Source organism: Dysgonomonas sp. ZJ709 (assembly GCF_011039195.1).
Classification (GTDB): Bacteria; Bacteroidota; Bacteroidia; order Bacteroidales; family Dysgonomonadaceae; genus Dysgonomonas.
Genome location: NZ_JAAKEM010000037.1, coordinates 1 through 26,516, shown reverse-complemented (window position 1 = coordinate 26,516; position 26,516 = coordinate 1). Strand labels below are relative to the sequence as shown.

The window sequence follows — 26,516 nt, the reverse complement described above, 5'->3', positions numbered from 1 at the left end:
TTCATAATGATATTATTGAGGTCTCAAACTTTATTTATAGTTGAATCTGAATAACAAGAAGTTCCTTCTCCAGCTTCAGTTGTTTGTACATCGCTACAACATTCATCTGATGGAGTTAGTTCCACAGTTGAGTTATCCATATTATTCCCCCCAATAAGAGTTATAGCAACAATGACAGTCCCTATCCAAAGAAAGATCTTTTGAACTCTCTGAGATTTCGGTCTGTTCCGTTTTTCCTCTACCTGATCCGTACAGCAACTGTTTCGCTTTTCACTTAAGTCATTGCCTGTTGAATCACAGCAGGCTTTCTGCTTTTTAAAGTACAATTGATAATAACCGAACAGCAAGGATACAATAGCCAGAGCAATGAAGTATATTCTATATTCGGCAAAAAAACTAAGCTGTGATGCACCGATACCGATTGATGCAAGAATACCAGCTAAAATGGGTAAACCGCAACAAGTGACTAAGCCCAGAAAAGCCAGAACAGATGAGAATATACCTACAACCGTTGAACCGATAGTTTTTAATTTATTCATATTTTGATTGATTTGAAGACTATTAATTATTGAATACTAAACACAAATAAACAAGTTCTATAATGTATCGTACACTATAGAACCTGTATCTTTTATCCTATTAATTTATCCTTAGCCACAGCAACCGGATTGGGATAATTTATTTTCATCCGAATTACTTCCGGATGCCTCCTGTTTTGTGCCTGCTGTATCTTCTTTTGTCACTTCTTTTGTCGGCACTGAGCAGCAACTGTTTTCCTGAGTAGCAGCAGTGAGAGACTCCCAGAAATTCTTTGATTTATTCTTTTCCATTTTTTGATTGTAATTATTTTATTAATTAGAAATTTATTTATCCTGAAGCAACAGTCTCAGATTCTCACCTTTCAACTCCTGATTATACCAAGGGACAAGCACCATATTACCTGACGAGATACGATTGACTTCGTTAATCCATTTCTTTTCCGAAACAGCCCTTGCTTTTAAAAGCGGATTTTGAGTGGGGGTATTTATCATGCTGTTATTCACAATCCACCATTTATTTTCGATACCTGCACGTTTGAGATCTTCTCTCAAGCGTTCTGCTTCGAGAACAGGCGTAGCTTCGGGCAGGGTAACAATGATAACCTCTGTCTCATTCTTATCCCGTAGTCGGGGTAGCAGATTACGAACCGATTCGGGTATATCACCCTGTGTTCTTTCCACCTCCTTGTGATAACTTTGAGTCGTATCCAACAAAAGCAATGTATGTCCTGTCGGAGCTGTATCGATAATTACCACTTCTGTATCGGCTTTCCTGACGATTTCGGCAAAGGCTCTGAAAACAGCAATCTCTTTTGTACAAGGCGAACGAAGGTCTTCTTCCACATAGGCTATTTCCTCTTTGTTTTTTCCTGCGTTTATCGCTTTTTGAATAACCTCATTTTTATATGCAGTTAATTCGGCTTCAGGGTCAATACTACTTACGGTAATATTATTTTCCTCCTGAATAATGAATTTCAGATGGTCAGCCGGATCGGTTGTCGTCAGGTGTACCTTTTGTCCTTTTGATGCCAGTTCAAGAGCCAGCGAAGCTGCCAGTGTTGTTTTACCTACACCGCCTTTACCCATCGTGAAAATTACACGTTTGTTTGTCGTGCTAAGGTATTGACCCAATTCTTTCAGAGTTTTATATTCGTCAAAAGAACCAGCATCCTGAGTATCGGGAATAATGTCTTGCTTAAAGAAACGGCGTAAGTTTTCTATTCCGGTCAGATTATAGGATCGGAGCGGCACATAAAAACTCTTTAATGAATCAAGATTTTCGGGTAACTGTTCCAACGCATTGGTTTGCTTATTATAAAGTTCGGTAGAAATAATATCGTTCTTATCCCCGTCACTCAACAATCCGTTTACCACCATCCATTGATTCTTAATATTCATATCCCATAATTCGTTGGATGAACGGGATACTTCCTGCAAGGGTGTATAGTCGGGTCGGGATACAAGAACAAGGGTTGTTAACTTAGGATCGGATAGTTTTTCTACCGCTTCCATATACATTTCCTGTTTCTCACGCATACCCGATAGCTGACCCACATAATTAGCCGATGGCGTTTCGTTACTGATAAAGTTACCCCATGCCGATGGCAGTTCCAACATACGCAGGGTATGTCCTGTGGGAGCAGTATCAAAAATAATGTAATCGTACAATGCCGATTTATCTTTACTAGTGATAATTTCCGAAAATTCATTGAAGGCAGCAATTTCGACGGTACATGACCCTGACAACTGTTCTTCAATATTCTTAATCATAGCTTCTGGCAGCTTTCCCCGATAAGGTGCTATAATAGATTCTTTATAATCATGTGCCGCATCTTCGGGGTTCAGATTAATTACAGTCAGATTGGGAACTTCGCTTATAAGACTGCCTTTATTGTTGAGCTGTGTACTGAAAACATCCTGTAAATTAGATGCAGGGTCGGTACTGATAAGCAAGACCTTTTTTTGAAGGTCTGCCAGTGTAACGGCTGTCGCACACGCCAGCGAAGTCTTGCCGACACCTCCCTTACCAGTGAAAAACATATACTTGGTCAGGTTTATTGCTTCGGGATTGTATTCGATCAGTTGATTCCTTTTCATATTTGTTTATTATTGTTTTATTGATTGTTACTCTTTGATTTCAATTCCTGTCCAAGCCGTTAGTTCAGCTTGTGTAGGATACTCTTTTTCTTTTGTTACTTTATTCTCAATGATGGTCAAAGGGAAAATATCAATCCCCTTATCACTCAGATAATCGTCAATATTTGGTATCTGAGCCAACAAGTCGGGTTTCATGGCAACATTGATGCGGATTAGTTCAACACCGTTATTTCTTAAAATATCGGCATCACGATCAAGACGTTGTAGCTCTGAATAGGTTTCGGGGCTTGTTAAGCTTGTGGAGCAACAGCCACCCATTTCAAAAATTGTAATTTTACGTGTCATATCATTTCTGTTTTATTGTTTTCATATAAGAAGTCGGGGAAAACTATAAAAAGACACATCTGGAAATAAAAAAATATTTGAAAAGGTATAATAATCTAACTATGAGATAGTATGATTTGTGTTTCTCTGGTTTGCGACCTCTTAAATACAGCAATATAAAATAGATGTAGATAAATACACATTTAATCTATATCCTGCTCTTAGCTGAAGGGATTCTCGGTATATTTTGTTTTAGAGTACTCTAAATAATGTATAATTATAATTTATTTTTACCTTTGCACTCGCTTATGAGATATTCTGCATCTACATACTACATTTCAAAAATTACTCCGCCTTGATTGAATACCCTGTTCAATTATAATTTATCTTATTCATCATTATTTTATTTTACAATAGGCACACCTGTTGCAGGCTTGCCATAAATACCCTTTGGTTATCATATGAATATATCATTATCTAAATTGCTTGGCTCGTCGAAGCCTATAAGCTACAAAACAGAAGTGTTATCAGGATTAACAGTTGCACTGGCATTAGTACCTGAAGCCATCGCATTCGCCATGATTGCAGGCTTCTCTCCCCTTACAGGTCTTTATGCCGCATTTGTCATGGGTTTTATAACATCCATACTGGGTGGTCGCCCCGGCATGATCTCAGGTGCAACGGGAGCAATAGCCGTTATATTTGTCGGACTTATTTTAGAACTTAAAAATACGATTCCCGGTATTCAAAGCGAACAAATCCTGCATTATGTATTTGCAGTTGTTATATTAGGAGGCAGTATCCAAATTCTGGCAGGTATTTTCAAACTGGGTAAATTTATACGTCTCGTACCACATCCCGTTATGTTCGGGTTTGTAAACGGACTGGCAATTATTATCTTCATGGCTCAGTTTCCATCATTTACATCGATTATGGCTAACAATGAGGCTCTATCGTCTTTCTTTTCTCTTGGAAATACATCCGGACTGGACAATTCTTTGTTAAATCAAGGACTTATCGAGTTAGGAACAATGTTAGGTCTTGTTGTGTTAACAATGGGTATTATTTGGGGTTTACCTAAACTAACAAAAGCTGTTCCATCTTCTTTAGTGGCTATCATTGTTGTCTCAGCTCTGGTGATAGGCTTTGGTATCCACACAACGACAGTGGCAGATACTTTGGGTGTCGGGGAAAGTATTAAGGGCGGATTTCCCCCTCTTTCAATTCCTCAGATCCCTATGAATTTACAAACCCTGTCTATAATTTTCCCTTATGCTGTTATACTTGCAGGAGTTGGGCTAATTGAGAGTTTACTAACTCTTAACCTTATTGATGAAGTGACCGAATCTCGTGGAAACGGAAATAAAGAGTGTATTGCACAAGGTACAGCCAATATCTTTTCAGGTTTTCTTTCGGGAATGGGTGGCTGTGCCATGATCGGACAAAGTTTGATTAACACTTCGGCCGGAGCACGCACACGCTTATCGGGTATAGTTGCTTCGGTAATGCTGCTTATGTTTATTATGTTCGCTTCGAGCATAATAGAGATGCTGCCAATGGCTGCACTAATCGGAGTAATGTTTATGGTTGCCATAGGTACATTTGAATGGGCAAGCTTGAAAACTTTTAAGAAAATGCCAACTTCCGATGTTATCGTTATAGTAGTAGTAACTCTAATTACTGTTATTACTCACAATCTGGCTATTGCAGTTCTGACAGGTATCATTTTTTCGGCTCTGGTTTATTCATGGGAAAATGCAAAACGAATTCGGGCAAGAAAATCGATCGATGAACAGGGTGTGAAGCATTATGAGATCTACGGACCACTCTTCTTTGGTTCTGTTAAAGCTTTTTCAGAGAAATTTGATCCTGTAGGCGATCCACTAGAGATAGTTGTTGACTTCAAGGAAAGCCGTATTGCGGATATGTCGGCTATTGAAGCCGTTAATGTATTGACTGAACGCTACCGCAAACAAGGCAAACGTGTCAGGCTACGCTATTTGAGTGAAGACTGTAAACGTCTTCTGGCAAATGCCGATGCAATTATTGATGTCAATATTATGGATGATCCGACTTATAAAGTGGTGACGGATAAAATGGGTGTTGTAGAACGCTAAGTGAAAAATATTTAAATCCTACTTATGGGAAAGAGGAGTTTTTCTTTGAAAAATAACATACGATTATAGAAACAAAAATATGTTTGTTTGACTGAAAACTGAAGACTTTAGTACTTTTGTCTTTTAATAATGATAAAAAATTATAAAATGACTAATGAAAATAATTATCCGATAGATAAGGTTATCGCTCCGATTCAAAAATTCATTCATCACGAAAAGTCCGGCGGGCTGATCTTGGGGTTAAGTGTTATTATTGCATTATTACTTGCAAATTCACCATGGAGTGAATATTATTTTCATTTTTTCGAACAGAAGATAGGCTTGATTTTTAATGGGGAATCCTATTTGAATTATAGCTTGCACCACTGGATCAATGATGGCCTGATGGCGATGTTTTTCTTTGTAGTCGGTCTTGAACTCAAAAGAGAGATTATATCAGGTGAATTGTCCAATCCCCGAAAAGCATTGCTTCCGATAGGAGCTGCAATTGGGGGTATGCTTGTCCCTGCAATAATTTATATCATTTTTAATCCTTCAGGCACACAACAACAAGGCTGGGGTATCCCTATGGCCACCGATATTGCCTTTGCATTGGGAGTTTTGTATCTTTTAGGCAATAAAATCCCTTTATCACTCAAAGTGTTTCTTACAGCATTGGCTATTGTCGATGACTTAGGAGCTGTACTGGTCATTGCATTTTTTTATACGTCTGATATTTCATTTGTAAGCCTGGCCATAGGTCTTGGGTTTACTTTGATTATGTTTTCAGGTAACAAATTAGGAGTGAAATCCATTCTATTTTATGCTATATTAGGCATTGGCGGGGTATGGACGGCTTTTCTTCTTTCGGGAGTACATGCTACTATTGCCGCTGTGCTGGCAGCATTTATGATTCCTGCTGACGTCTCTATCCAGGAAGATTTCTACATCAATAGAATACAGCAATACTTAAACCGATTTAGAACACTTGATACCAACAATAGTATTCCGACTCTGACTAATGAACAGTTGCATACACTTGAGCATATCAAAGAAGATACACATGCTGCAATTCCCCCGCTACAACGCTTAGAGCACTCTATGCATCCGCTTGTTACTTTTGTAGTCTTACCCATTTTCGCATTAGCAAATGCAGGTATCTCTTTAGGTGAAGTCGAACTTGAAACCTTATTTAGTACAAATATAGCGATTGGGGTTGCTTTGGGGTTATTTTTAGGAAAAGTGATAGGAATAATGGGGTTTTCGGTGTTGCTGGTTAAACTGAAAGTGGCACCATTCCCGACTGGGATGAATCTCAAAAATTTATTGGGAGTAAGCCTTCTGGCATCTATCGGTTTTACGATGTCGATGTTTATCACCTCCTTGGCATTTACCGATATGCTGTTTTTAATACAAGCTAAAATCGGCATATTTGCAGCATCTTTAGTTGGTGGATTTTTAGGTTATTGGGTCTTAAGCAAGAAGTAAAATATACAGTTGGGTTCTTTTCATGTACTGCTTCCACCTTATCCTTTCGTGTACCCCGACCAAGGTATCTAATAATCTTTCCTGAGAAGATTGATGCTGAATGAGTATTTGTTTAATAATCATTTATTTATATCTATAGGAGATCTTTAGAATTTTTTTGGGAAACCGTTTTCGAAACGATCCAATCATAATACAGAACTTTGGGTTATGGATTTCAATACGTAATAAAAATTAAATTTCATACAATCGAACTTCATTACAAAATATTTACTACTTTTACAAGGTCTCAAAAGACAAGGGGATGGGACTTCCCTGTTATAAACCGCTAATCAAGTAGCTGATAGTTCCTGCTTAACTTAATCAAAAATGATTATGAGCAGGTCTCTTATATATATAGGTATCATTACTGTCAGTCCGTATTCTCAAACAAAAGATAATGTATATATACGCTCGTGCAATTTTTGCATGGGCTTAACTTGTTCTTAAAATTATCAATCAATAAAATTGAGCAGTATGAAAATTTCAAAAGTAGAAGCATTGGAAATCCTCGATTCAAGAGGTAATCCCACAGTAGAAGCCAATATAATATTGGAAGATGGAACACAGGCACGGGCAATGGTTCCCAGCGGAGCATCCACTGGCGAACGGGAAGCAACCGAACTACGTGACGGCGATCAAAACCGTTATGGTGGAAAAGGTGTATTAAAAGCAGTTGAGAACGTAAATACCCTTATAGCAAAGGAAATCACAGGCAGATGTTTTCTTAGCCAGCGAGAATTGGATTATTTGATGATTGATTTGGATGGAACACCTAACAAATCGAAGTTGGGAGCAAACGCTATACTTGCCGTTTCTATGGCGTATGCAAGAGCAAAAGCAGTAAGCAGCAAAACTCCCTTGTATCAATACTTAGGTGGCAGCAATGCGTATGTTTTGCCAGTCCCTTGTATGAATGTTATAAACGGTGGTAAGCATGCCGATAACAATGTCGATTTTCAGGAATTTATGATTGCTCCGCACAATGCACCCTCTTTTCACGAAGCTATACGCATGGGAGAAGAAGTTTTTCATACGTTGAAGTCAGTGCTAAATAAGAAAGGGTTGAGTACAGGTGTAGGTGATGAAGGAGGATTCGCCCCTAATTTGAAATCAAACGAAGAAGCAGTGGAAGTTATCCTCGAAGCGATAACAAAAGCAGGATACAAAGTCGGAGAAGATATTAGCATTTGCCTTGACCCTGCGGCAAGTGAATTGTGGGAGGATGGAAAGTACAAATTATTCAAGAGTACGGGTAAAGTGCTTACCAGTGATCAAATGATAAAGATGTGGGAAAGCTGGACTAAGCAATACCCGATTGTGTTGCTTGAAGACGGATTGGCAGAAAACGACTGGAACGGCTGGCAAGCTCTTACAAAAGATTTAGGAGATAAAGTTGAATTAGTAGGAGACGATATTTTCTGTACCAATAAGCAAATACTCCAAAAAGGAATAGATATGGGTGTAGCCAATTCTATTCTTATCAAACTAAACCAAATCGGTACAGTGACCGAGACGTTGGAAACAATAGAATTGGCTAAGAAAAACGGATACAATACCTTCATCTCACACCGAAGCGGAGAAACGGTCGATACCTTTATTGCCGATCTGACTGTTGGGCTTAATGCCGGTCATATAAAAACAGGTAGCGGTTGTCGTGGCGAACGTGTCGAAAAATTCAACCAGTTCATGCGTATCGAGCATGAATTAAGCAAAAGTTCGTTATTTGCAGGCAAAAAAACGTTCAAAAATAATTAAGAATTTCGAATTGAAAGGTGATTACAGTTAATCACCTTTCCTTATATTTTGTTACTATCTATGCACAAGATTAATTCATATAAGAGGCTGATGATCAAAGCGGAACAGTTACCGCTTCTGTTTTATTTATTCAAATGGTTACTAATAACTTTGGTTGCAGGAGCGATAATTGGTTCTGCATCTGCATTATTACTTGTTTCGCTCAATTGGGTAACGGATTACAGGGAGTCCCATTTGTGGATTATTGCTCTGTTGCCTATGGCGGGTTTACTTATCGGTTTGATGTATCTTTATTTCGGGAACAGTGTAGCAAAAGGTAACAATTACCTGATTGAAGAAATACACAGTCCCAAAGATATTATTCCGTTCAAGATGGCTCCGCTTATCTACATCGGAACAGTTATAACACATCTTTTTGGCGGTTCGGCAGGGCGTGAAGGAACCGCCGTGCAGATGGGTGGTGCTATCGCCGATCAATTTTCCCATATATTCAAATTAAAGCAACGTGACCATAAAATAATGATTATGGTCGGTATTAGTGCAGGGTTTGCATCCGTGTTTGGCACACCGTTGGCAGGAGCAGTTTTTGCTCTGGAAGTAATTATTGTGGGACGAATGAGATACGATGCTATTTTGCCTAGTTTTTTAGCGGCTGTTTTCGCCCATTTAAGCTGCCATTTATGGGGAGTGTCTCATACACATTACAGTATACCTTTTGTACCAGAACTAAGCGTTGTGAATATATTGTTTGTTATAACGGTTGGAGTTCTGTTTGGTTTGACAGCTATGCTGTTTTCCCGTTCGGTGCATTTTTGGAGCAAGCTGGCAAAAAACAAAATAAAATACGCACCGCTGAGACCGTTTATCGGTGGAGCAATAATTGCTCTTGCGGTTTGGGGAATTGGAACAACGAAGTATATAGGGCTTGGAGTGCCTACAATAGTTGATTCCTTTTCTGTGCAGCAGGATTGGTATGACTTTATGGCTAAAATACTTTTCACCACATTTACTATCGGGGTAGGATTCAAAGGCGGAGAGGTTACTCCCTTATTCTTCGTTGGCGCAACATTAGGAAGTGCTTTATTCTGTATTATTCCATTACCGATGGCGTTGTTGGCAGGAATGGGTTTTGTGGCAGTATTTGCTGGTGCTACTAATACTCCTATTGCCTGTACACTTATGGGTATAGAGTTATTCGGGGCTGAAAGCGGTATTTATATCGGTATTGCCTGTGTTGTCTCTTATCTGTTTTCAGGACATACGGGAATATACGCATCGCAGATAGTTGGCAGTCCCAAACATCTTATATATGGAAAAATGAAAGGGCAATACATAAAATAGCTAAACAATGAATACTATTATAACAGTACGGATATATTTCGAACATGGAAAAAAAGTAAAAGGATTAACTTTCAGACAAAAGTTATTTCATAGCGGTTTTTCCCATTATATACTAAAAGCTGCTAAACAAGCTGGCCTTAAACAGGCTTTATGTTTTCATGTAACAGCAGGTTATCTGTCGCATCACACTAAAATACATTTGGAAAATGCGGAAGCAATCTCTCGGCGGCATCCCCAGTGCATTGAATTGATGGATGAAGCTGAAAAGATAAATTCATTTTTAGAACTCCTGAAAGACCAATTTGATGATGCAGAAATTATTATCGTAAAAAGTGAAATTAGTCTGGTATTACCAAAAAGTGAAGATTCGAAAAAGAATAGACTGTTTAAATGATGTGTTCTAAGACTGGTGGTCTTTATTATCATCAAGATCAAGATACAAGTCCCATTCTTACAATGGAGAAATCTTTAATCGGATTTCCCGGTCAAAGATTTCTCTATTTCAAGAAGAGGTGTGCAGGTGATTTTAATATCGCAATGTACAAAGTTTCCATTTTTATCATACACTATTTCACAACATTCAAGAAACATTTCATGAAGCATCTTTCTTGCCCGTTGGATACGCATCTTTGTTGCCGAAAGTTTAAGCCCCAGTTTCTCCGCTATCTCTTTTTGAGGAACATTGTCTATATCACTCCACAAAAGGGGGATGTTGTATTCTTCGGGTAACAGTTTTATCATCTGAGCGATCAGTTCATCTTCCAGTTCAAATTCAGCAGGCTCGTCCGGTAGTATCTCCATTTGTTCTGTCAATTCCGAAGACGGTGACAGGCTTCTGAAATGATCTGCAATTACATGACGGGTGGTCTGATAGAGCCAGCCTCTGAGGTGCTGAATCTCGGTATTATTCTGATATGCTTTTGCAAAACGGTACATCACTTCCTGTACAATGTCTTCTGCCTGCTCTTTATCTTCTACATTAGTTAAAGTATAAGCGAATAAAGCATCCTGAAAATCTTGTATCGTTTCGTTTATATTGCAACAGGTATTCATAATTATGCTCTATGTAAATAATAGATTATCATTACTCCACAATCTCGATCCAAGGGATTACAGCAAAATTACCATTGGATAACTCTTTCACTTTTTCAATCCATTGTATTTCGCTTTGAGCCTTTGCTTTTAAGAACGGGCTTTGGGTAGGTGTAAGCAGCATACTCGAATTAACCACCCACCATTTATTTTTAATGCCTGCACGGGATAAATCTTCCTGCAAACGTTGTGCTTCAAAAACAGGAGTTGTTTCGGGCAAAGTAACAATGACCACTTCTGTTTCTTTCTCATTACGCAAACGAGGGAGTAGATGCTGAACGGCAGGAGATATATTACCTTGTGTACGTTCTACTTCTTTGTGATAACTTTGTGTAGAATCCAGAAGCAATAAGGTATGACCCGTAGGAGCTGTGTCTATAACAACTACTTGATCGTCGGCTTTGGCTACAATCTCGGCAAAGGCATTGAAAACGGCAATCTCCTGTGTACACGGAGAACGTAAATCTTCTTCGATGTAGCTTAAGTCTGTGTCTCCCATCGTTTCACGAGCCTTATCCAATACATTTTTCTGATAGGCGGCAAGCACTGCTTTCTCATCAATATGGCTGACTGTTATTCCTTCGATTTTGGTATTTACATACGCTAGATGGTTTGCCGGATCGGTAGTGCTCAAATGTACTTTCACCCCTTTGGCAGCCAATCCACGGGCAATAGTAGCAGCAATGGTTGTTTTTCCTACACCACCTTTACCCATTGTGAATATAACACGCTTGCTTGATTTATACAGGTCTTCGATCAGATTTTCAATCGTATTAAAATCAGTTGCTGCAACTTCATCTACCTGAACTGTTTCTGTTACATCCCTGTTCAGCATATTGCGGATATTGTCAACACCTGTCATATTGTATGAACGCAGAGGCACAAAATAGGTTGTCAGGTTCAGCAATGCTTGCGAGCGGTTGTATAATGCTTTTTGCTGACGCTGGTATAGTTGTTTGGAAATAGTATCATTTTCATCATAATTCTCCAGTATGCCATTTATGATGAGATTTTGAGCCTTGATATTCAAATCTAATAACTCAGTGGAAGAACGTTCTACTTCTTTTAGTGGTGTTTCATCGGGACGGCTTACCAAAAAAAGTGTAGTTTGAGAAGCATCCGACAGGGTTCTTACCGCTTCTTTGTATACGCCTTTCTTATCTTCCAACCCTGATAATTGACCTAGACAAGATGCTCCCGTTGTATTTTCGTCAATAAAGGTATTCCAAGCCGATGGGAGTTGCAACATACGCAAGGTATGACCTGTTGGAGCGGTGTCAAAGATAATGTGGCTGTAACCTTTACGTTTATCTTCATTGGTTATCACATCCGAAAACTCATTGAAGGCAGCAATCTCAACCGTGCATGAGCCTGACAACTGTTCTTCCATATTGGTAATAACGCTTTCGGGTAGCTTGCCCCTGTATGGTCCGATCACGGACTCTTTATATTCCCGTGCAGCCTGTTCGGGGTCGAGGTTAATTACAGTCAGATTAGGTACTTCTTTTATAGCAGTTCCTTTATTGTCTAATGGCATATCGAACACATCCTGCAAGTTGGATGCAGGGTCGGTACTTACCAATAATACTTTTTTGCCTGAGTCGGCAAGGTTTACAGCAGTAGCACAGGCTATGGATGTTTTACCTACTCCGCCTTTTCCGGTGAAGAATATATATTGGGTGAAACTTTCGGTGGATGGATTATATAATTTCATATTTTTATTCTTTATTTTCAGGGATAAAAATCCCTGTTCCAGCCTTTTTTAAAGGATAGAATAATTATTAAATTAGGGAAAGTATTTAGTGAAATACTTTCAGATTATTTCTTTATAGTAAGCTCTTCTTCAGGAATGTTGAGCCATTCAGATATCTGCTTATTAGTAGGATAAACTTTTTTGAGTACAATTTCCCCATCAAGCGTAGTAATCGGGAAAACTTCTGCTCCTTCTGCCATAAGGCAATCATTGACAACTTTGGTAGAAACATAAACTTGCGGATGATCACGCAAATTGAAACGCTCAACGGGAATACCTTTTTTCTTGAGTGTTTCCAAAACTACTGCTATACGCATTAGTTCGGGATCAATATCAACGCCACATAATCCGGTCGGACAACAAAGTGTAGGATCGTATATTTTCATCACTTTTCGTGTATCTAGTTTTAAGTCTATCATGATACTTTATTTTAAGTAATTTCAACTAATTATTCATAACTTTTTGACTGTAACAATCTCTGGTTTTATACTTGACAAAGCAACAAATAGGTCTAAGACCTTAAGTTGTTATTACTTTTAGTATTTCTTCTTTCGAAGGTACATAGCCTTTTATTTTCACTTCGCCGTTTACCACAACAGCAGGTAGAGACATAATGTTGTATTTGACAATTTCGAGGATATCCTCTTCTTTAGAAACAGTCGCATCTATTCCCGATTCATCTACTACTTTTTGCACTGTCTCAAAGGTTGTTTTGCACTTGGCACAGCCTGTGCCTAATATAATAATTTCCATAGCCGATGTTATTTTGTTTGAATTATATACTGATGATAATGTAATATATACCTACAAGGATGAATACGGCTGATACGATACGTCTGAACCATACTTCAAAACTTTTCATCCGGTTGTAGAACTTACCCACATTCGACATACTGTAAGCCAGTAGATAAGCTATAATTATTACCGGTAATCCTGTTGCTATCGCAAAAACAGGAGGTAATAATAATCCCGAAGCACTACTAATAGTCATGGGTATCAGCACACCGAAGTATAGAACTCCACTATACGGACAGAAAGCCAATGCAAAGAGAACTCCTAGTAGAAAAGCATTTAGGTAGCTCTTTTTCATATTCTTCTGGCTGACCTTCTGACTGATTTTATTCAATCCCGGAATATTCAGCTTTATTATATCAAGCATCAATATGCCGATTATCACCAATGCAATACCTAAATACAGTCCGCTGACGTTTTGAAGTAGTTTTGCAACCTGAAATTTACTGGCTCCGAAGTAGAATATTAGTCCTAAAGTGGTATAGCTGAAAGTACGCCCCAATGTATAGAATATACCGTTAAGAAGCACTCTCCTTTTTTCGGTAATATCTTTGCTCAGATAGGCTGTTGCTGTAATATTCGTAGCCAATGGGCAAGGACTGATAGCTGTCATTAATCCCAGGATAAATGCCGTCAGTAATGGAATATCCGAATTGTCAACCAACTGTTGTAAAAACTCCATATTAGCTTAAACTTTCCTTGATTTTGGCAACCAGTTCTTTCTCAAATACCGCTTTATCATCTGTTCTTGCATAACGGCGGACAATGTCAGATACATCTACCGAGTTATTCGTTTTCTTTTTAGTATTAACAATAACCACTGTTTGGGATTTTGCACTGTATTTGTCAACAAGTACCTTATTGCCGGCATCTCCAAGAGCCACCTGTTTAAAAGAGATTTCGCCTTTTGTGAAGTTCTTTTCAATAATTAGTTTCACTTCCTGTTCAAGACTATTGCAGGCTGTAGCTTGACAACAAGGAAGTTGAGCTTTAAAATAGAGAACCTCCGCTTTATTCTTCTGAGCGAATACACCAGTGGTTATTAAGCTAAGGACAAGAAATAGGATTACTTTTTTCATCGTTTTATTAATTTAGATTTTTATTTACTTCTTCTTTAATCAGCTTGACAAGTACATCAGGTGTATTAATTGCGTTCGCAAAAGCCTGTTCGGTTAAGTTAACCGACTGATCTCCTTTGGCTATAATCAAGGCGTTCCACGAAACCTCGTATTTTTCCACCAAATCCTCGAATTGTTTATCGCTTGTATCTACTTCTATAAATTTTACGTTCTCATTTCCCTGATAGGTTTCTTTAATGGTCTTTGCGGTCAGATCGCCGACTGTAATACAGGTTTTACAACGTTGTTTTCCGTGAAAATAATAAACGTTTACGGTCGAAGCATCGGCAGTTGCAACAGTCTGTTCAGATGTCGTTGCTTCTGCTGTTTCTTGTTTGTTTTCTGTTTTTCCGCCTGTGCATGAGATTAGCAACAGGGTAAATAGTGAAAGTAAAAGTGTTTTCTTCATACGATTTATTTTTATTGGTTTATAGTTGTTCTGTTTTATAATACTTCTTTCTCAGCCAGAAGGCTATGTTTACTAAGGCAATCAATACAGGTACTTCGACCAATGGACCGACTACTCCTGCAAAGGCTTGTCCGCTATGTATTCCGAATACACCGATAGCAACTGCAATAGCCAGTTCAAAATTATTGCCTGTGGCAGTAAACGATACAGAGGCATTCTTGTCATAGCTCGCTCCCATTGCTTTTGTAACAAAGAAACTGATAAGGAACATCAGGACAAAGTAGATTAGTAGAGGTATGGCAATACGTACTACATCCATTGGAATTTGAACGATAAGATCTCCTTTTAGGCTAAACATTAATACGATGGTAAAAAGCAGGGCGATTAATGTAATGGGTGATATGGCAGGAATAAATTTCTCTTTATACCATTGTTCCCCTTTCATTTTTACCAATATCAAACGGCTTAGAATACCCATCAGAAAGGGAATACCTAAGTAAATAGCTACCGTTTCGGCAATAGTACCGATAGATATATCTACGATAGCACCTTCGAAGCCGAATAAAGGAGGTAGTTTGGTAACAAACAGCCACGCATAAAAGCTGTAAAAGAATACTTGAAAGATGCTGTTCAACGCAACTAAGCCTGCACCATACTCGGTATTTCCTTCTGCCAGATCGTTCCAGACTAAAACCATTGCAATACAACGGGCAAGTCCAATCAGAATAACACCTACCATGTATTCGGGATAATCGTGTAAAAAGGTTATTGCCAAGAAAAACATCAGGAATGGTCCTATAATCCAGTTCAGAATCAAAGAGGTACTCAGAATCTTTACATTGGTAAAGACTTTAGGCAGCAGCTTGTAATCCACTTTTGCCAGTGGTGGATACATCATCAGGATAAGCCCGATAGCCAAAGGGATATTGGTTGTTCCGCTCGACATGGAATCTATTGTTCCGGCTACCGAGGGAAAGAAGTAACCCATTCCCACACCGATAGCCATTGCAATAAATATCCAAAGAGTTAAGTTCTTATCCAAAAAACTCATCTTTCGTTTACTCATTTCCTTTTATCTCCTTTAAGTAAAACTCATAAAACCCTTTTTTGATTTCGTCACGCACACGGATATACTCCGATTGTACAAATTCGGGTGTGCCGACAGCATCGGACGGATCATCAAAGCCGATATGTAAACGGTGTTTTACTTTGCCTGTAAATGCAGGGCAACTTTCATTCGCACCTCCGCAAACTGTTATTACATAATCCCACTCAATACCAAGGTATTTGTCAACACTATCGGAAGTGTGCTGTGAAATATCGACTCCTGCTTCTTTCATTACTTCAACCGCTTTGGGATTGAGTTTTCCACTTGCATTTGTTCCTGCGGAATAAACTTCGAGTGACGCATCGAACGATTGAAGGAATCCATGAGCCATTTGGCTGCGGCAGCTATTGCCTGTGCAAAGAATAAGTACTTTCATTGTTGTATTATTATTGATTATTTATTAACAGCAACCTGATCCGCAATTGCATGCGGCCGGCTTTGTACCTGTTACGGTAATTGAGCTTATTATATTTGAGTTATTTTTTTTAAACAAGGCAAGGTTTTCCGTATCTAAATATTTTTCTAAAATTTCATCGGGAATTATAATATCCTTTTCCTTTTTTATTTTTACATTTTCAAAACCTGCACTGTATATCTGAACCAGATATTCATTTTTTTGTATAGCACCGGCCACACAGCCTGCATACATTTCTGCTGCCTGTAACAGCCCTTCGGGTAATTCGCCGTTAAGTACTATATCGGATATGCAAAAGTGTCCTTCGGGCTTTAATACTCTGAATATTTCATGGAATATCTTGTCTTTGGCAGGCAAGAGGTTCAATACGCAATTACTGATTATTACATCTGCAAGGTTACCTCCTACAGGCATGTTCTCAATATCTCCTTTGCGAAACGATACATTATTATAGCCTCTCTTTTGTGCATTTTTCTGAGCCTTCTCAATCATGGCTTCCGTAAAATCGATACCGATAACTTTTCCGGACTCTCCAACTTCTGCCCGAGCTATAAAACAGTCATTTCCTGCACCGGAACCCAAATCAATAACAGTATTCCCTTGTTTTATACCTGCATATCGGGTTGGTAAACCACACCCCAGACCTAAGTCTGCATCGGCTTCATAACCATTGAGTTTTGAATAATCATCATTCATGATATTATATACTTCGACAGTACAGCAGCTTGAACCGCAACATGATTCCCCTGCGTTAGTCTGTAAAGCAATCTCACTATATTTTTGCTTTACCAAATCTTTTATTTTATTATTCTCTCCCATGATTTTTATATAATAAAGCATATTCGTAAATAAGCGAATAATTTGTAGTTCGCAAAACAGCGAATTTAAAGTTTAAATTTTTTTATGAACAGGTTGAATCAAATATTATGTCTGTAAAAAATGTAGAGAACAGCTTTTGTGCTATCTCCCAGTTTTTTCGATTAATGCAATATTTTACGGATGGAAGTGTAATTGTGCCTTGTATAAGTTCTGCATCTTTCATTTCATTCAGATGTTGTGAAAGTGTACTTTTAGCTACGGGAATAATCTCGGACATATCGCCGTGATAACAGCAAGTCTGGCTTGCCAGTAGCTGAAGTATTGCTATACGAACAGGATGTCCCATTGCTTTAGCAAAACGGGCTAATTGCTCTTGTTCTTGTGTGAATTCTTTTTTCTTTGATACCATAATTATATATATTATTCGCAAATATAAGCATGTTTTTATCATTCGTAATAACACGAACTGTTTTTTTTTATTTATTGAATTTTTATATATCCCTATTTAAAAATCTTAGTTTTCAGGATTTATTATGTAAAGTGGATACTCTCTAAATTCATCTATATATCTATATAAGTATCATATATGAATTACTTTACATAAAAATACACTTTACATAATCCTTACCCATAGATATCGAACAGCATACATTCCTGCGGGTAGCCATAATTCTATATCATTATATGTGAGTTATTATTATAGGTCTACCGTAGTGATTTTCAAAAGCCTTTATGATATCAGATACATCAACCCTATATTCGTATCGGTCGTCTTGAACAATTTGAGAGATGATTCTGTCTATTGTCCATCCTTTTTCTAAGAATAAGATCAAACCCAGTATCTTCTAGTTGAATTCTTCATTTTCATTTCTTTCCACTCCTTATCTGTTGCAGGGCGTTTATGTGTAATTTTGTACCAGTGGGTTTCAGCAGTTCTTGCCCGCTGCTGCCATGGCATAAGGTCAATAATGACAGCTAATTCTTGTTTTTTAATACACTTATGTTTTTTGCGGATGCCGTACATAACAACAGGGCGATTCCAATCGGGAGTTTCCCTTCGGTATTTCTTAGTTTCAATCATCTTTTGGAGAAGATCATTAAGATCGATACGATCCAAAAACTGAGACAACCACTGTTCTTTAGTGATTGTATTAAATTTATTGGTTGAAGATGGCATAATCAGTAAAAATGAAAACCGCCAATGTGTTTTGGTACATTGACGGTTTATATATTTGAAATTCTTTATTATAAGATACTAATTCAAATAATTAATATCCAATGTAGCAGGCAAACGCATCCTCCAGTGTCTTAAAATAGTCTGTCTGTCCATCATCTTGGGTATCTATCCGTACCAGATATTTGTCGCCGAAAATGCTATTCCATCTCTTGAGTACAACATTAGCAGAAATAGTTCCACCGGTTGTCTGGCGTGTCATGGCATGAGGATATTCCTTGCCCGGATTTCGCTGCTCCTAATATTCTGAGCATAGCTTAAATAAGCGTTTATTCATTTCCTGATTTGTAATCAAATGCTGTATTTCCTGATAAGGACAACTCCACATTTTGTTACAGGAAACACATCCGTAAAGTATTTTCATTTCATTTTCTTCATTCTTTACTCCCATCAGGCAAAGTGCATCTGATTTTCCATTCCAACCGAAATTAACATCGTCATTGTTTTCGTTTAATTTAAAACCATGATAATATTTGACCGATAATATTAAGCCTAAAGTTTCTTTTACCAGTTGGAAAGAACCGGGCACATCAATAATACCTTTAAATTCTTCGGGATCATTATTCAATCCACACTGATGGGTAATGATATAAAAGCTGTATTTTGCATCTTTTTTGTAATAAGGGCATCCTGTATAGTCACCTGGGAGTATATTGTCTTCATTCGGAACAGGTAATCTCCAGTAAAGGTTCTGACAACTTTCAATGTTGAAATTTTTATTACTTGGTATTACTTTATTTCTGTCTTCGTATCTGAGGCAGGACATATCTTCGCATGAACTGATGTATATATCTTTTCCATCGGATTTTCTTATAGCATATTCTGACATAATAATTTAATTAAAAGGTTATTAAACGACAAAAGCCCCGGTTCCAGACCGAAGGCTTTTATCTACGTGTGTATGTGCAGGCTTTCTCATCAGGTAAAGCCTGACTTTTTCTAAGGTATTTATAAATCTCATATTGCTTATTTTTTCATTTATACAATTTCAATACTTTTTCACATAACATTTTTTAGGATGTTTCTAATATCCTTATGGTCAATATCTGTCAATATCAATATTTTGTGCATCTCCTCTCATACAATTGTTACATACCATATTACAACTGTAAATAATTTCAATGGATAAGTTTTTCAATCTTAATTTTTCCATAATCTTTGAAAACAAATTATTCCTGCATCTCTTTTAATATAGCTTTTTTCAATTCTTCATATTTACTCTGAACTAATAATCCAACTTCAGAATGAAAATTTATATCCGTTAATCTGTATTCGATTAATGCTCTGTTATAATCATTTCCGGTTCGATGTTGTTCAGTCAATTTTAGTAATTCATCATAAGAAATAGCCCATTCATTTTTTTGGTTTATATTTCTCATTTTATTCATATCGGATTCTAACAATTTAATTTCCATACTTGTATTATTTTATTTATTTTCAAATTCATTCATCTTCAGTCACTGTCAATAAATTCTATCGTTATTTCATCCATATCCAGATTGAAATATTCTTTCAATACATACGGTACTAACTCTTTGAGGTAGGACAGATAAGCGGCCTTCTCCTGTTGTTTCGACTTCTTGAAATAATAATTCTGCTGAACACCCCTTGAGAAATAATTCCTTTGTTCCTTCAAATCGAATTTATATCCCGGAATCTGGATATTGATCTTATTACATGCATCCTTAAATTGCATATCAGTACTTACTCTGGTCTTAGTATGCCTGTTTGCAGTTACTAAGACTTTTTTCTCTTTTTTCAACTCTTCCAGATCAAACTCTTTGAATAATACGAAACTCGTAAACACTGATGTTTCGATTTCTCTGATTGTTACATTCATAATATCAATTATTTAAAATAAATATTAGCTGCCCGCAGGCAGCGTTACTTCTATCTGAGGCAAGCTCAAATGACCGTATTCAGGTAAGACAAATTTTTAGTGGAAAATATTTATCCGATGTTCAGGAGGTTATATATTTTCGCTAAACCGTTAGACCCTGAATTTGACGAACCGGTTAAGATACGGTCATAGCTTTGCAGCAGATAAGGAGTAAGCTGCCTGCAACTAATAATCTTCTCCATCACATTCTGAATAAAATGTTATCAATAAAAGGAATCAACCTGAGTCAGTACAAATTCTTCGGTTGTTTTTGTACATAGATTTTTCAGTTCTTCAATATCCCGGCAATAATAGAAATAATCATCATCGTCTTCTTCTTTTACATCTAAGGATAATTTTATGTTCACAGTTTGAGCATACAGGTCATCGCAGTAAGTGATAAAACATAAAGCAGATATAGGTTCTCCATAGTTAGACTGTTTATATTGATTATATTTTTCAATAATATCTTTTTTAGTTTTAAGTACATCTGTCAAAGGAACATCCCTGTTGCATATATCACAAAAACCGGATTTAAAACTGCCTTCCGGTGAATGAACTAAAGCATCCGCCGTACTCTGCATATTGGGATTTACCCCCGTTTGGCAGATTATGTTTTTATTTCCACAGGCAATACAGATGATATCCACAGGACTTTCATGCCTGAATAATACTTTTGAATTATACAGGCTGTCTGATACTCCGCGATTGATGCGGTCGAAAAAAATTTCCAGAGAATATTTCTCTATAATCCCTTGTTCTGACAGAATATTCAGCTCTTCGAGGGTATATTCTTTATTTTGTTTGGATGAAAAGCCTTCATCCATAATGAATACGAATATTTTTGTGTCCATATTGATTGATTTTATTAATTGTAAATGACGTTCCAGTATTGAGGTATAGTATCTTCTTAGTTTGAAAAAGGGAGGTTATTCTATATGAAACAAATAACCTCCCTTTTTTCTTAGGATTTCTATTTAGCGATCATCTCAATAAATAAAATGAGCATGACCGGCTATTTCTTCTCCGATTCATTGTCCGGCTTAGGAATGTTATTGAGTAACTCTTCCGGAATATTTGTATTGAATATTTGATGGCCCTCTTTTTTTAATTGAGCAATACGTTCAGTCAGCATTTTTTTTCCAATCGGACTGGATAGCATTTCAGTAATATTGGCTTTTTTATTACCTCCGACTGTAAACCATGTATATTTTAGTTCTTTTTTACTCTCACCGAACACGATATTTTTAACTTCCAATTTTTTCAAGGTTTTTCGAAAGTCATCCTCGATTAAATCGGCACTTACTAAATTCCCTACTAATAGTTCGAGATCCATCTCCAGATCAAAATCGAATTCAGTTTTTATAGCCGGTAGGCTCTTGGCATATATTTCGGCTTGTGCCAATAATGCTTCTTTTTCCTTTACGGGATGGATATCCATACATCCGCCTTTTCCTGTATCTGAACATTCGGCTGTCAATACGTCGTTAACATAAAGTTTTGCGGAGAAAGCATTAGTTTCATCCGATAAAGCATAAAAATGCTTGATGTTTTTTAATTCAATTTTCATGACTTTTTAATTTTTAATTATTACTGATTGTTACAAAAAATGAAAGACTTATTCCATGAATAAGCCTTCAGTGTGAATAGGTATAAGTACACTTTATTTTGGTTTAGTATTTATAAATAAAGCTTTTTATTTTATCTACATAGCCGTCAAGTGGCTGACCTTTACAATAATATGAAAATGAGGTTTCTTTGTAGGTTTTTATTAGTCTTGTATCAGTATCGACACACAAGTAATAGTCAAATACGATAAACTGATCCACATCTATTCTTGTTCCTATAAGTTCAATTAAAGGTAATTTATGCCATACTGCTGTATGGTTATCATTTCTGATTATAGACTTAATCCACGTTTCCAGTTCTTCTTTATGCACGTGGTAGTACTCAAAATGAGCAATATATTCGAATAGATTTCTTTCATAATATTTTTTACCATTGGAGATAAAAACATATGTCCCATCTTCGAATTGTAATCTGTAATCAATTGTGCCCCTCCATTTTCCGGTACAGTGTCTTTTGCTATTTGCATACGATTTTTTACCCAGCAATTCGGTTAGCCTTACTTCAAGTTCTTTGATGTTTTCTGCCATAATATGATGATTTATAAAAAACAAAAGCCCGAACTTGTCTGTCCGGGCTGATTTCCTTTTTTGTCAGGATGCGATGTTATATTGCCTGCAAAAATGTTCTACTACATCAGGAATGTATTTTTTATAGTACGGCTGATTATCCATGCACCATTTTTTCATTTCTTCCCTTGTTTTCAAAGGCTGTTTCCAACTCCGATTGTTCATTATCATGTCGACTTGCAGTTGAAGTTCATCTATGAATTTCTGCACAGTCCAGCCTTCCCATATATGTTTTGAATAATTTATTTTTTTCATGGCTATAGCTTTTGTTTATTATTTATTACGTTTATAACAGGTTGGTTTTAATCCCAATTCTGCACCAATGCGGTCTTCCAACTGATCTCTCAGCCGTTTTTTGCGGTTCAGTAACGATTGACTTTTCTGGAGTGTCAGTAGGTCATCAATAAGTGTCAGCTCTTGCTGCATCTCTTTTGCCGAAGTAATACCATCGTTCTTAAATACCTTTACCCAAATCGGCAGGTCCCGTATTGGAATATTGGCAAATCCAGGTGTTATAATATGTTTTCCCATAATTGTTTTTGATATTTTATTATATTATACAAATAGATCAGTTAATCAAATAGTTGAAAGCTGATTGATATAATATTTTAAATACTCGTCATACTTTTTTTGATAAATTTCTGCGTATATATCAGGATTCTTTTTATCCATAAACTCACAGGGTAGCATTTTAAATACGTCTACCATTTTTTTTCTGCAAGCATGCAAGCCAGCTCATTAAGTTTTGCTCTTCTTTCATCTATAATACGTGCGTCCTTATTTGTAAATAAAGGCTTACTCTTATCATGGATAGAATAATATTCAATGGTTGTTATCGCTTTGTTATCTTCTAATGTAGATTAATTAGAATGCCTGTTTACTTATATTCAAAATCAGCCAATTCCGATATCCGGGCATAGTATTTATCGTAAAGCGGATTAAACTCATCCTGAAAATCTTCGGTATAGTTTTCTCCACAAACATCCATAAATTTTTCAGGCAGCATACCGTGTTTATCGGACATCTCTTTTTCGGCCAAAGCACATGAAAGTTCCATAATTGAGGTGTTGGTATCGTCTATAACTTGTTGCCTGCTCCGCCCGTCGAACCAGCGTAAAACATATCCTATGAAATACAGGATATTGTCGTATTCCTCTTCTCCTATTTTAAATTCTTTCCTTATTCCCTGAGTATCATCGTCGATGCCATCGACACGGATTATCCCTTCAGTTATGGATATAAAACTGACATCTTTTTTCAATAGCAGAATGGCTAATGGATAATCATCGTCATCGTCTGTCGGCTGAAAAGAAATCCGTCCGCCATTTTCCTGAATAGCATTTATGATAAGAGACTTTATCTTATTATCTATTGTTTCATGCTTTAATTTCAGCCTGTAATATTCTTTTTTCATATCATCTATTTTATTTTTTAGTTTATAATTCAACTCTGCCGGTTATTCTATAATTCTTCCAGTGGTTCATTATCATCTATCATACGAAAGAATTTATCGCCATCAGCCCACTTCTTAGCCTCCAGATAAAGTTCAAATGCCTCTTCCAGATTCAGCCCACCGGCAGGAAATGAAGCAAGAAGTTCTCCCATACACAGATCATTTTCATGGTATTCTTTTCTTATTTCTTCTATTGTTATTCCATCTGTAGCAATATGGTTTGCTTTCTTTTCTGCTCCGAATTGATCCTTCTGTTTATCAGGTAGTGAGTTATAATATTCAAGGGTACAGAAGACCGATTTTACATTTGCAGTACCGATACTGTAAGCCATGGTGCAAACGCCCGGCAGTGGTGCTTTTGCTTCACAAACAAGCGTTACATATAGCCCTGTTTCTATAAATAGACCCTCAATAGCCAATTCTCTGCCTGTAGTGAGTATTGCTTCGTATTGATCGGGATTTATTTTTATTATTATCTTATTTTCCATTGTTATTATAAATTAGTTAAAATCCCTCATGTCAAATATTCGTTGCAGGTAATTTCCGACTGTACTGCCGACAGGCTCGAAATGCTCGTCTAAAGACAGGTTTCCTTTGATTTTCCATACCGATCTCACTTCATTTAAGAGCTTGTTATGAGTCGTATCGCTCATTTTTCTTTCGATATTGATATATACCCTGATCATTTCTCCACCCGACGGGTAAGCATGTGCGAATTGCCGGACTATATTCCTTACTCTGGTCTTGGATGCCCCGTCGGTGTAGCTGACTGTTATATACGTTCTTAAATCCTCCTGCTTTGAGGTTAACTGAAAAATGACCGAAGGGAAGAATAGCTTTAGTTCTTTACCGATATCTCCCATCAGTGTTTCTGTTTTGATTTGAATTAATACACTCATAATCTTTATATTTAACTATTAATACAAAGAATACCCGTCCGCGAAGCGGATATTCTGTTTCACTGGGAGATAAAAGCATACGTGTTCGGGAATGTACAAGGTTTTTGGATAAAATCTGCATTTGTAAAAATGCAGATTTTGTTCAAAACCAGCCCCCCAAAGGGGCCACCTTGTTCATTCCGTTAAGAACGCGTATAGCTTCGCCCTGTGAAACAGAATATTTATATTTTAATTCCTGTTTTGTTGTTACCCGAAGGCATCACCGGAGATATCTTGATTACCTTTTCATCCTCTTTATTGTTCTTGTTCTTAGTTGTATGGATCGCAGATGTCTGGTTCGACATCGATTCTTTTATTTTTCTTTCCAAAGATTCCAGTTTCGTCTTCAGATCACTAAGCTCCTTCTCTTTACGCCAGGGGGTAGCCACTACTTTTTCAAGTGCTGGAATGTCTTTCCTCAGTATATCGATATCTGCCCTGTGTGATTCGATCAGTCCGGGTATTTTATCCAATGCCTTAATAAAACCGGTTGCAGCCAGCAGCGGGTCATGAGCAAGATTACCGTTATTGTAGGCGTACTTACAGGCTCCTTCGACAAAGAAATGATTGTACCTGAAATCATGCACACGGTCAGTTTTGACAAGTATATTGAAATCCAGCAGTTTTCCTATTTTCTTATACTCTCCCCACGTCTCGGCAGTCATCTCAATTTCCTTGAGCTTTTTGCCTATGGCTTCGGGATCGGTTTCATTAAAATCGTCAATCTTTATCGGATTCGGGCGTACTCCTTCTTCATTCTTAGGAGCTTTGTCTTCCAGATGTTTTAAATCGTTTATCATTCCCTCCAGCCTGTTTTCTTTCTTACCAAGTTCTACCTTAGCATCATCCAGCCGCCATTTTGTACCCGACAGGTTGTTGTTATAGGCTCTTAATTCTCCCTGGAGTACCGTTATCTGCCTTTCGGTTTTAACCTTATCCAGCAAATCGGTATTTCCCGAAAGGATAGCCACATATTCGGAAAAATTCATACCTCCGTCTTCAGTCAAGGCCCCCTCGTCAATGGTGCGTACACCCAGAGAATTAGTCTTTAGCTGCTTAATAAACAGGTCTTTGTTTTGCAGCAGATTAAATTTATAAGTATCAAGACTATTGAGTGAGGCATAGAGTATAGTATGCACCTTATTGTCGGCGTGTTCTTTGGCAACCCCGTTACCGGCACGGGCATAACGCCCTACACGTTGTATCAGCTCAGACGGCTTCCAGGGTACATCCAGATTATGCCCGGCTACAGCCCTGTCCTGAGCATTTACACCTGTTCCCAGCATGGCGGTTGAACCCATTACTACCCTTGCTTTGCCTTCTTTCATTTCTCTGATTATTTCCTTTCGCATATCCCGGTTTTTACCTTCATTGATAAACCGGATTTCTTTAGCGGGAATATGATAATCTTGTACCAGTTTCTGCTTGATCTCGGAAAATACGTTCCATTTGTCGGGCTTATAAGTACCCAAATCGGAAAAGATATTATGGAAAGCTTTCCATAATGTATTTTATGTAAAGCCTATCATTATGTAAAGTTGTTATGCTTTTATCTTGATAATCAATCTTATTTTATTAGACCTCACACTACAACTTTACATAAAAACCTGTTAAGAAAAACTTTTCAACCAA

Annotated in this window: 35 protein-coding genes and 1 riboswitch; of the genes, 5 read left to right on the top strand and 30 right to left on the bottom strand. The window is 37.4% G+C overall.

Annotated features, from left to right (window positions below):
* Positions 1 to 23: 23 nt before the first annotated feature.
* The 4 genes from G7Y56_RS16815 to G7Y56_RS16800 all read right to left on the bottom strand — a co-directional run bounded on the left by G7Y56_RS16815 (position 24) and on the right by G7Y56_RS16800 (position 2,981).
* Positions 24 to 539 carry a hypothetical protein gene (locus G7Y56_RS16815; RefSeq protein ID WP_165045397.1) on the bottom strand — a complete coding sequence of 172 codons (516 nt, stop codon included), beginning with the start codon at positions 537 to 539 and terminating at the stop codon, positions 24 to 26.
* Positions 540 to 650: 111 nt separating this feature from the next.
* The gene (locus G7Y56_RS16810; RefSeq protein WP_165045395.1) at positions 651 to 830 is read right to left on the bottom strand and encodes a hypothetical protein; all 180 of its coding nucleotides are present in this window, start codon (positions 828 to 830) and stop codon (positions 651 to 653) included.
* A gap of 33 nt (positions 831 to 863) precedes the next feature.
* A complete protein-coding gene (gene arsA, locus G7Y56_RS16805) occupies positions 864 to 2,636 on the bottom strand; it encodes an arsenical pump-driving ATPase (protein WP_165045393.1) in 1,773 nt (590 codons plus the stop codon).
* A gap of 27 nt (positions 2,637 to 2,663) precedes the next feature.
* On the bottom strand, positions 2,664 to 2,981 hold the full coding sequence (locus tag G7Y56_RS16800) for an arsenic metallochaperone ArsD family protein (protein WP_165045391.1): 318 nt from the start codon (positions 2,979 to 2,981) through the stop codon (positions 2,664 to 2,666).
* A gap of 440 nt (positions 2,982 to 3,421) precedes the next feature.
* On the opposite strand from G7Y56_RS16800, the gene G7Y56_RS16795 reads away from it, so the two are divergent.
* The 5 genes from G7Y56_RS16795 to G7Y56_RS16775 all read left to right on the top strand — a co-directional run bounded on the left by G7Y56_RS16795 (position 3,422) and on the right by G7Y56_RS16775 (position 10,073).
* A complete protein-coding gene (locus G7Y56_RS16795; RefSeq protein ID WP_165045389.1) occupies positions 3,422 to 5,077 on the top strand; it encodes a SulP family inorganic anion transporter in 1,656 nt (551 codons plus the stop codon).
* 147 nt (positions 5,078 to 5,224) lie between these two features.
* Positions 5,225 to 6,544 (top strand): Na+/H+ antiporter NhaA, encoded by a 1,320-nt coding sequence (gene nhaA, locus G7Y56_RS16790; protein WP_165045387.1) that lies wholly within the window; start codon positions 5,225 to 5,227, stop codon positions 6,542 to 6,544.
* A gap of 288 nt (positions 6,545 to 6,832) precedes the next feature.
* Positions 6,833 to 6,901: riboswitch (Fluoride riboswitch) on the top strand.
* Between the two features lie 156 nt (positions 6,902 to 7,057).
* Complete coding sequence (eno, locus tag G7Y56_RS16785; RefSeq protein ID WP_165045385.1) at positions 7,058 to 8,338, top strand: phosphopyruvate hydratase; 1,281 nt, start codon at positions 7,058 to 7,060, stop codon at positions 8,336 to 8,338.
* Positions 8,339 to 8,428: 90 nt separating this feature from the next.
* Entirely contained in the window at positions 8,429 to 9,679 is a 1,251-nt protein-coding gene (locus G7Y56_RS16780) for a voltage-gated chloride channel family protein (RefSeq protein ID WP_165045403.1), read from the top strand.
* 7 nt (positions 9,680 to 9,686) lie between these two features.
* Complete coding sequence (locus tag G7Y56_RS16775; RefSeq protein ID WP_165045383.1) at positions 9,687 to 10,073, top strand: DUF190 domain-containing protein; 387 nt, start codon at positions 9,687 to 9,689, stop codon at positions 10,071 to 10,073.
* Between the two features lie 74 nt (positions 10,074 to 10,147).
* Here G7Y56_RS16775 and G7Y56_RS16770 read toward each other — a convergent pair whose 3' ends face one another.
* From G7Y56_RS16770 to G7Y56_RS16650, 26 genes are all read right to left on the bottom strand, one after another.
* Positions 10,148 to 10,732 (bottom strand): sigma-70 family RNA polymerase sigma factor, encoded by a 585-nt coding sequence (locus tag G7Y56_RS16770; RefSeq protein WP_165045381.1) that lies wholly within the window; start codon positions 10,730 to 10,732, stop codon positions 10,148 to 10,150.
* Between the two features lie 31 nt (positions 10,733 to 10,763).
* Entirely contained in the window at positions 10,764 to 12,485 is a 1,722-nt protein-coding gene (gene arsA, locus G7Y56_RS16765) for an arsenical pump-driving ATPase (protein ID WP_165045379.1), read from the bottom strand.
* 104 nt (positions 12,486 to 12,589) lie between these two features.
* A complete protein-coding gene (gene arsD / locus G7Y56_RS16760) occupies positions 12,590 to 12,943 on the bottom strand; it encodes an arsenite efflux transporter metallochaperone ArsD (protein ID WP_165045376.1) in 354 nt (117 codons plus the stop codon).
* A 100-nt stretch (positions 12,944 to 13,043) separates the two neighbouring features.
* Complete coding sequence (locus tag G7Y56_RS16755) at positions 13,044 to 13,277, bottom strand: thioredoxin family protein (RefSeq protein ID WP_165045374.1); 234 nt, start codon at positions 13,275 to 13,277, stop codon at positions 13,044 to 13,046.
* Positions 13,278 to 13,299: 22 nt separating this feature from the next.
* Entirely contained in the window at positions 13,300 to 13,998 is a 699-nt protein-coding gene (locus G7Y56_RS16750) for an aromatic aminobenezylarsenical efflux permease ArsG family transporter (protein WP_165045372.1), read from the bottom strand.
* Between the two features lies 1 nt (position 13,999).
* Positions 14,000 to 14,395 carry a hypothetical protein gene (locus tag G7Y56_RS16745; RefSeq protein WP_165045370.1) on the bottom strand — a complete coding sequence of 132 codons (396 nt, stop codon included), beginning with the start codon at positions 14,393 to 14,395 and terminating at the stop codon, positions 14,000 to 14,002.
* A 7-nt stretch (positions 14,396 to 14,402) separates the two neighbouring features.
* Complete coding sequence (locus G7Y56_RS16740; protein ID WP_165045368.1) at positions 14,403 to 14,843, bottom strand: nitrophenyl compound nitroreductase subunit ArsF family protein; 441 nt, start codon at positions 14,841 to 14,843, stop codon at positions 14,403 to 14,405.
* 19 nt (positions 14,844 to 14,862) lie between these two features.
* Entirely contained in the window at positions 14,863 to 15,909 is a 1,047-nt protein-coding gene (arsB, locus tag G7Y56_RS16735; protein ID WP_165045366.1) for an ACR3 family arsenite efflux transporter, read from the bottom strand.
* Entirely contained in the window at positions 15,902 to 16,327 is a 426-nt protein-coding gene (locus G7Y56_RS16730) for an arsenate reductase ArsC (protein ID WP_165045364.1), read from the bottom strand. Before G7Y56_RS16730 ends, arsB begins: the two co-directional genes overlap by 8 nt.
* A gap of 24 nt (positions 16,328 to 16,351) precedes the next feature.
* Positions 16,352 to 17,185, bottom strand: coding sequence for an arsenite methyltransferase (arsM, locus tag G7Y56_RS16725; RefSeq protein WP_165045361.1), 834 nt, complete (start codon positions 17,183 to 17,185; stop codon positions 16,352 to 16,354).
* A gap of 82 nt (positions 17,186 to 17,267) precedes the next feature.
* On the bottom strand, positions 17,268 to 17,594 hold the full coding sequence (locus G7Y56_RS16720; RefSeq protein WP_165045359.1) for a helix-turn-helix transcriptional regulator: 327 nt from the start codon (positions 17,592 to 17,594) through the stop codon (positions 17,268 to 17,270).
* Positions 17,595 to 18,014: 420 nt separating this feature from the next.
* On the bottom strand, positions 18,015 to 18,362 hold the full coding sequence (locus G7Y56_RS16715; protein ID WP_165045358.1) for a hypothetical protein: 348 nt from the start codon (positions 18,360 to 18,362) through the stop codon (positions 18,015 to 18,017).
* Positions 18,363 to 18,453: 91 nt separating this feature from the next.
* The gene (locus G7Y56_RS16710; protein ID WP_165045356.1) at positions 18,454 to 18,621 is read right to left on the bottom strand and encodes a hypothetical protein; all 168 of its coding nucleotides are present in this window, start codon (positions 18,619 to 18,621) and stop codon (positions 18,454 to 18,456) included.
* A 36-nt stretch (positions 18,622 to 18,657) separates the two neighbouring features.
* Complete coding sequence (locus G7Y56_RS16705; RefSeq protein ID WP_165045354.1) at positions 18,658 to 19,248, bottom strand: hypothetical protein; 591 nt, start codon at positions 19,246 to 19,248, stop codon at positions 18,658 to 18,660.
* Positions 19,249 to 19,588: 340 nt separating this feature from the next.
* Positions 19,589 to 19,834: a hypothetical protein gene (locus tag G7Y56_RS16700; protein WP_165045352.1), complete on the bottom strand. Its 246-nt coding sequence runs from the start codon at positions 19,832 to 19,834 to the stop codon at positions 19,589 to 19,591.
* A gap of 38 nt (positions 19,835 to 19,872) precedes the next feature.
* A complete protein-coding gene (locus G7Y56_RS16695; protein WP_165045350.1) occupies positions 19,873 to 20,259 on the bottom strand; it encodes a hypothetical protein in 387 nt (128 codons plus the stop codon).
* 110 nt (positions 20,260 to 20,369) lie between these two features.
* Complete coding sequence (locus G7Y56_RS18705) at positions 20,370 to 20,501, bottom strand: hypothetical protein (protein ID WP_255498782.1); 132 nt, start codon at positions 20,499 to 20,501, stop codon at positions 20,370 to 20,372.
* Between the two features lie 21 nt (positions 20,502 to 20,522).
* Positions 20,523 to 21,152 carry a hypothetical protein gene (locus tag G7Y56_RS16690; RefSeq protein ID WP_165045348.1) on the bottom strand — a complete coding sequence of 210 codons (630 nt, stop codon included), beginning with the start codon at positions 21,150 to 21,152 and terminating at the stop codon, positions 20,523 to 20,525.
* A gap of 161 nt (positions 21,153 to 21,313) precedes the next feature.
* Positions 21,314 to 21,868: a hypothetical protein gene (locus tag G7Y56_RS16685; RefSeq protein ID WP_165045346.1), complete on the bottom strand. Its 555-nt coding sequence runs from the start codon at positions 21,866 to 21,868 to the stop codon at positions 21,314 to 21,316.
* Positions 21,869 to 21,971: 103 nt separating this feature from the next.
* Entirely contained in the window at positions 21,972 to 22,454 is a 483-nt protein-coding gene (locus G7Y56_RS16680; RefSeq protein ID WP_165045344.1) for a hypothetical protein, read from the bottom strand.
* Between the two features lie 63 nt (positions 22,455 to 22,517).
* Positions 22,518 to 22,748 carry a hypothetical protein gene (locus G7Y56_RS16675; protein ID WP_165045342.1) on the bottom strand — a complete coding sequence of 77 codons (231 nt, stop codon included), beginning with the start codon at positions 22,746 to 22,748 and terminating at the stop codon, positions 22,518 to 22,520.
* Between the two features lie 18 nt (positions 22,749 to 22,766).
* Entirely contained in the window at positions 22,767 to 23,024 is a 258-nt protein-coding gene (locus tag G7Y56_RS16670) for a hypothetical protein (protein WP_165045340.1), read from the bottom strand.
* Between the two features lie 346 nt (positions 23,025 to 23,370).
* Complete coding sequence (locus tag G7Y56_RS18700; protein WP_255498781.1) at positions 23,371 to 23,907, bottom strand: hypothetical protein; 537 nt, start codon at positions 23,905 to 23,907, stop codon at positions 23,371 to 23,373.
* Between the two features lie 47 nt (positions 23,908 to 23,954).
* Positions 23,955 to 24,434, bottom strand: a complete 480-nt coding sequence (locus tag G7Y56_RS18695) for a hypothetical protein (RefSeq protein ID WP_255498780.1) — start codon at positions 24,432 to 24,434, stop codon at positions 23,955 to 23,957.
* 12 nt (positions 24,435 to 24,446) lie between these two features.
* Positions 24,447 to 24,845 (bottom strand): hypothetical protein, encoded by a 399-nt coding sequence (locus G7Y56_RS16655; protein ID WP_165045337.1) that lies wholly within the window; start codon positions 24,843 to 24,845, stop codon positions 24,447 to 24,449.
* Between the two features lie 221 nt (positions 24,846 to 25,066).
* Entirely contained in the window at positions 25,067 to 26,356 is a 1,290-nt protein-coding gene (locus tag G7Y56_RS16650) for a helicase-related protein (protein ID WP_165045335.1), read from the bottom strand.
* Between the last annotated feature and the right edge of the window lie 160 nt (positions 26,357 to 26,516).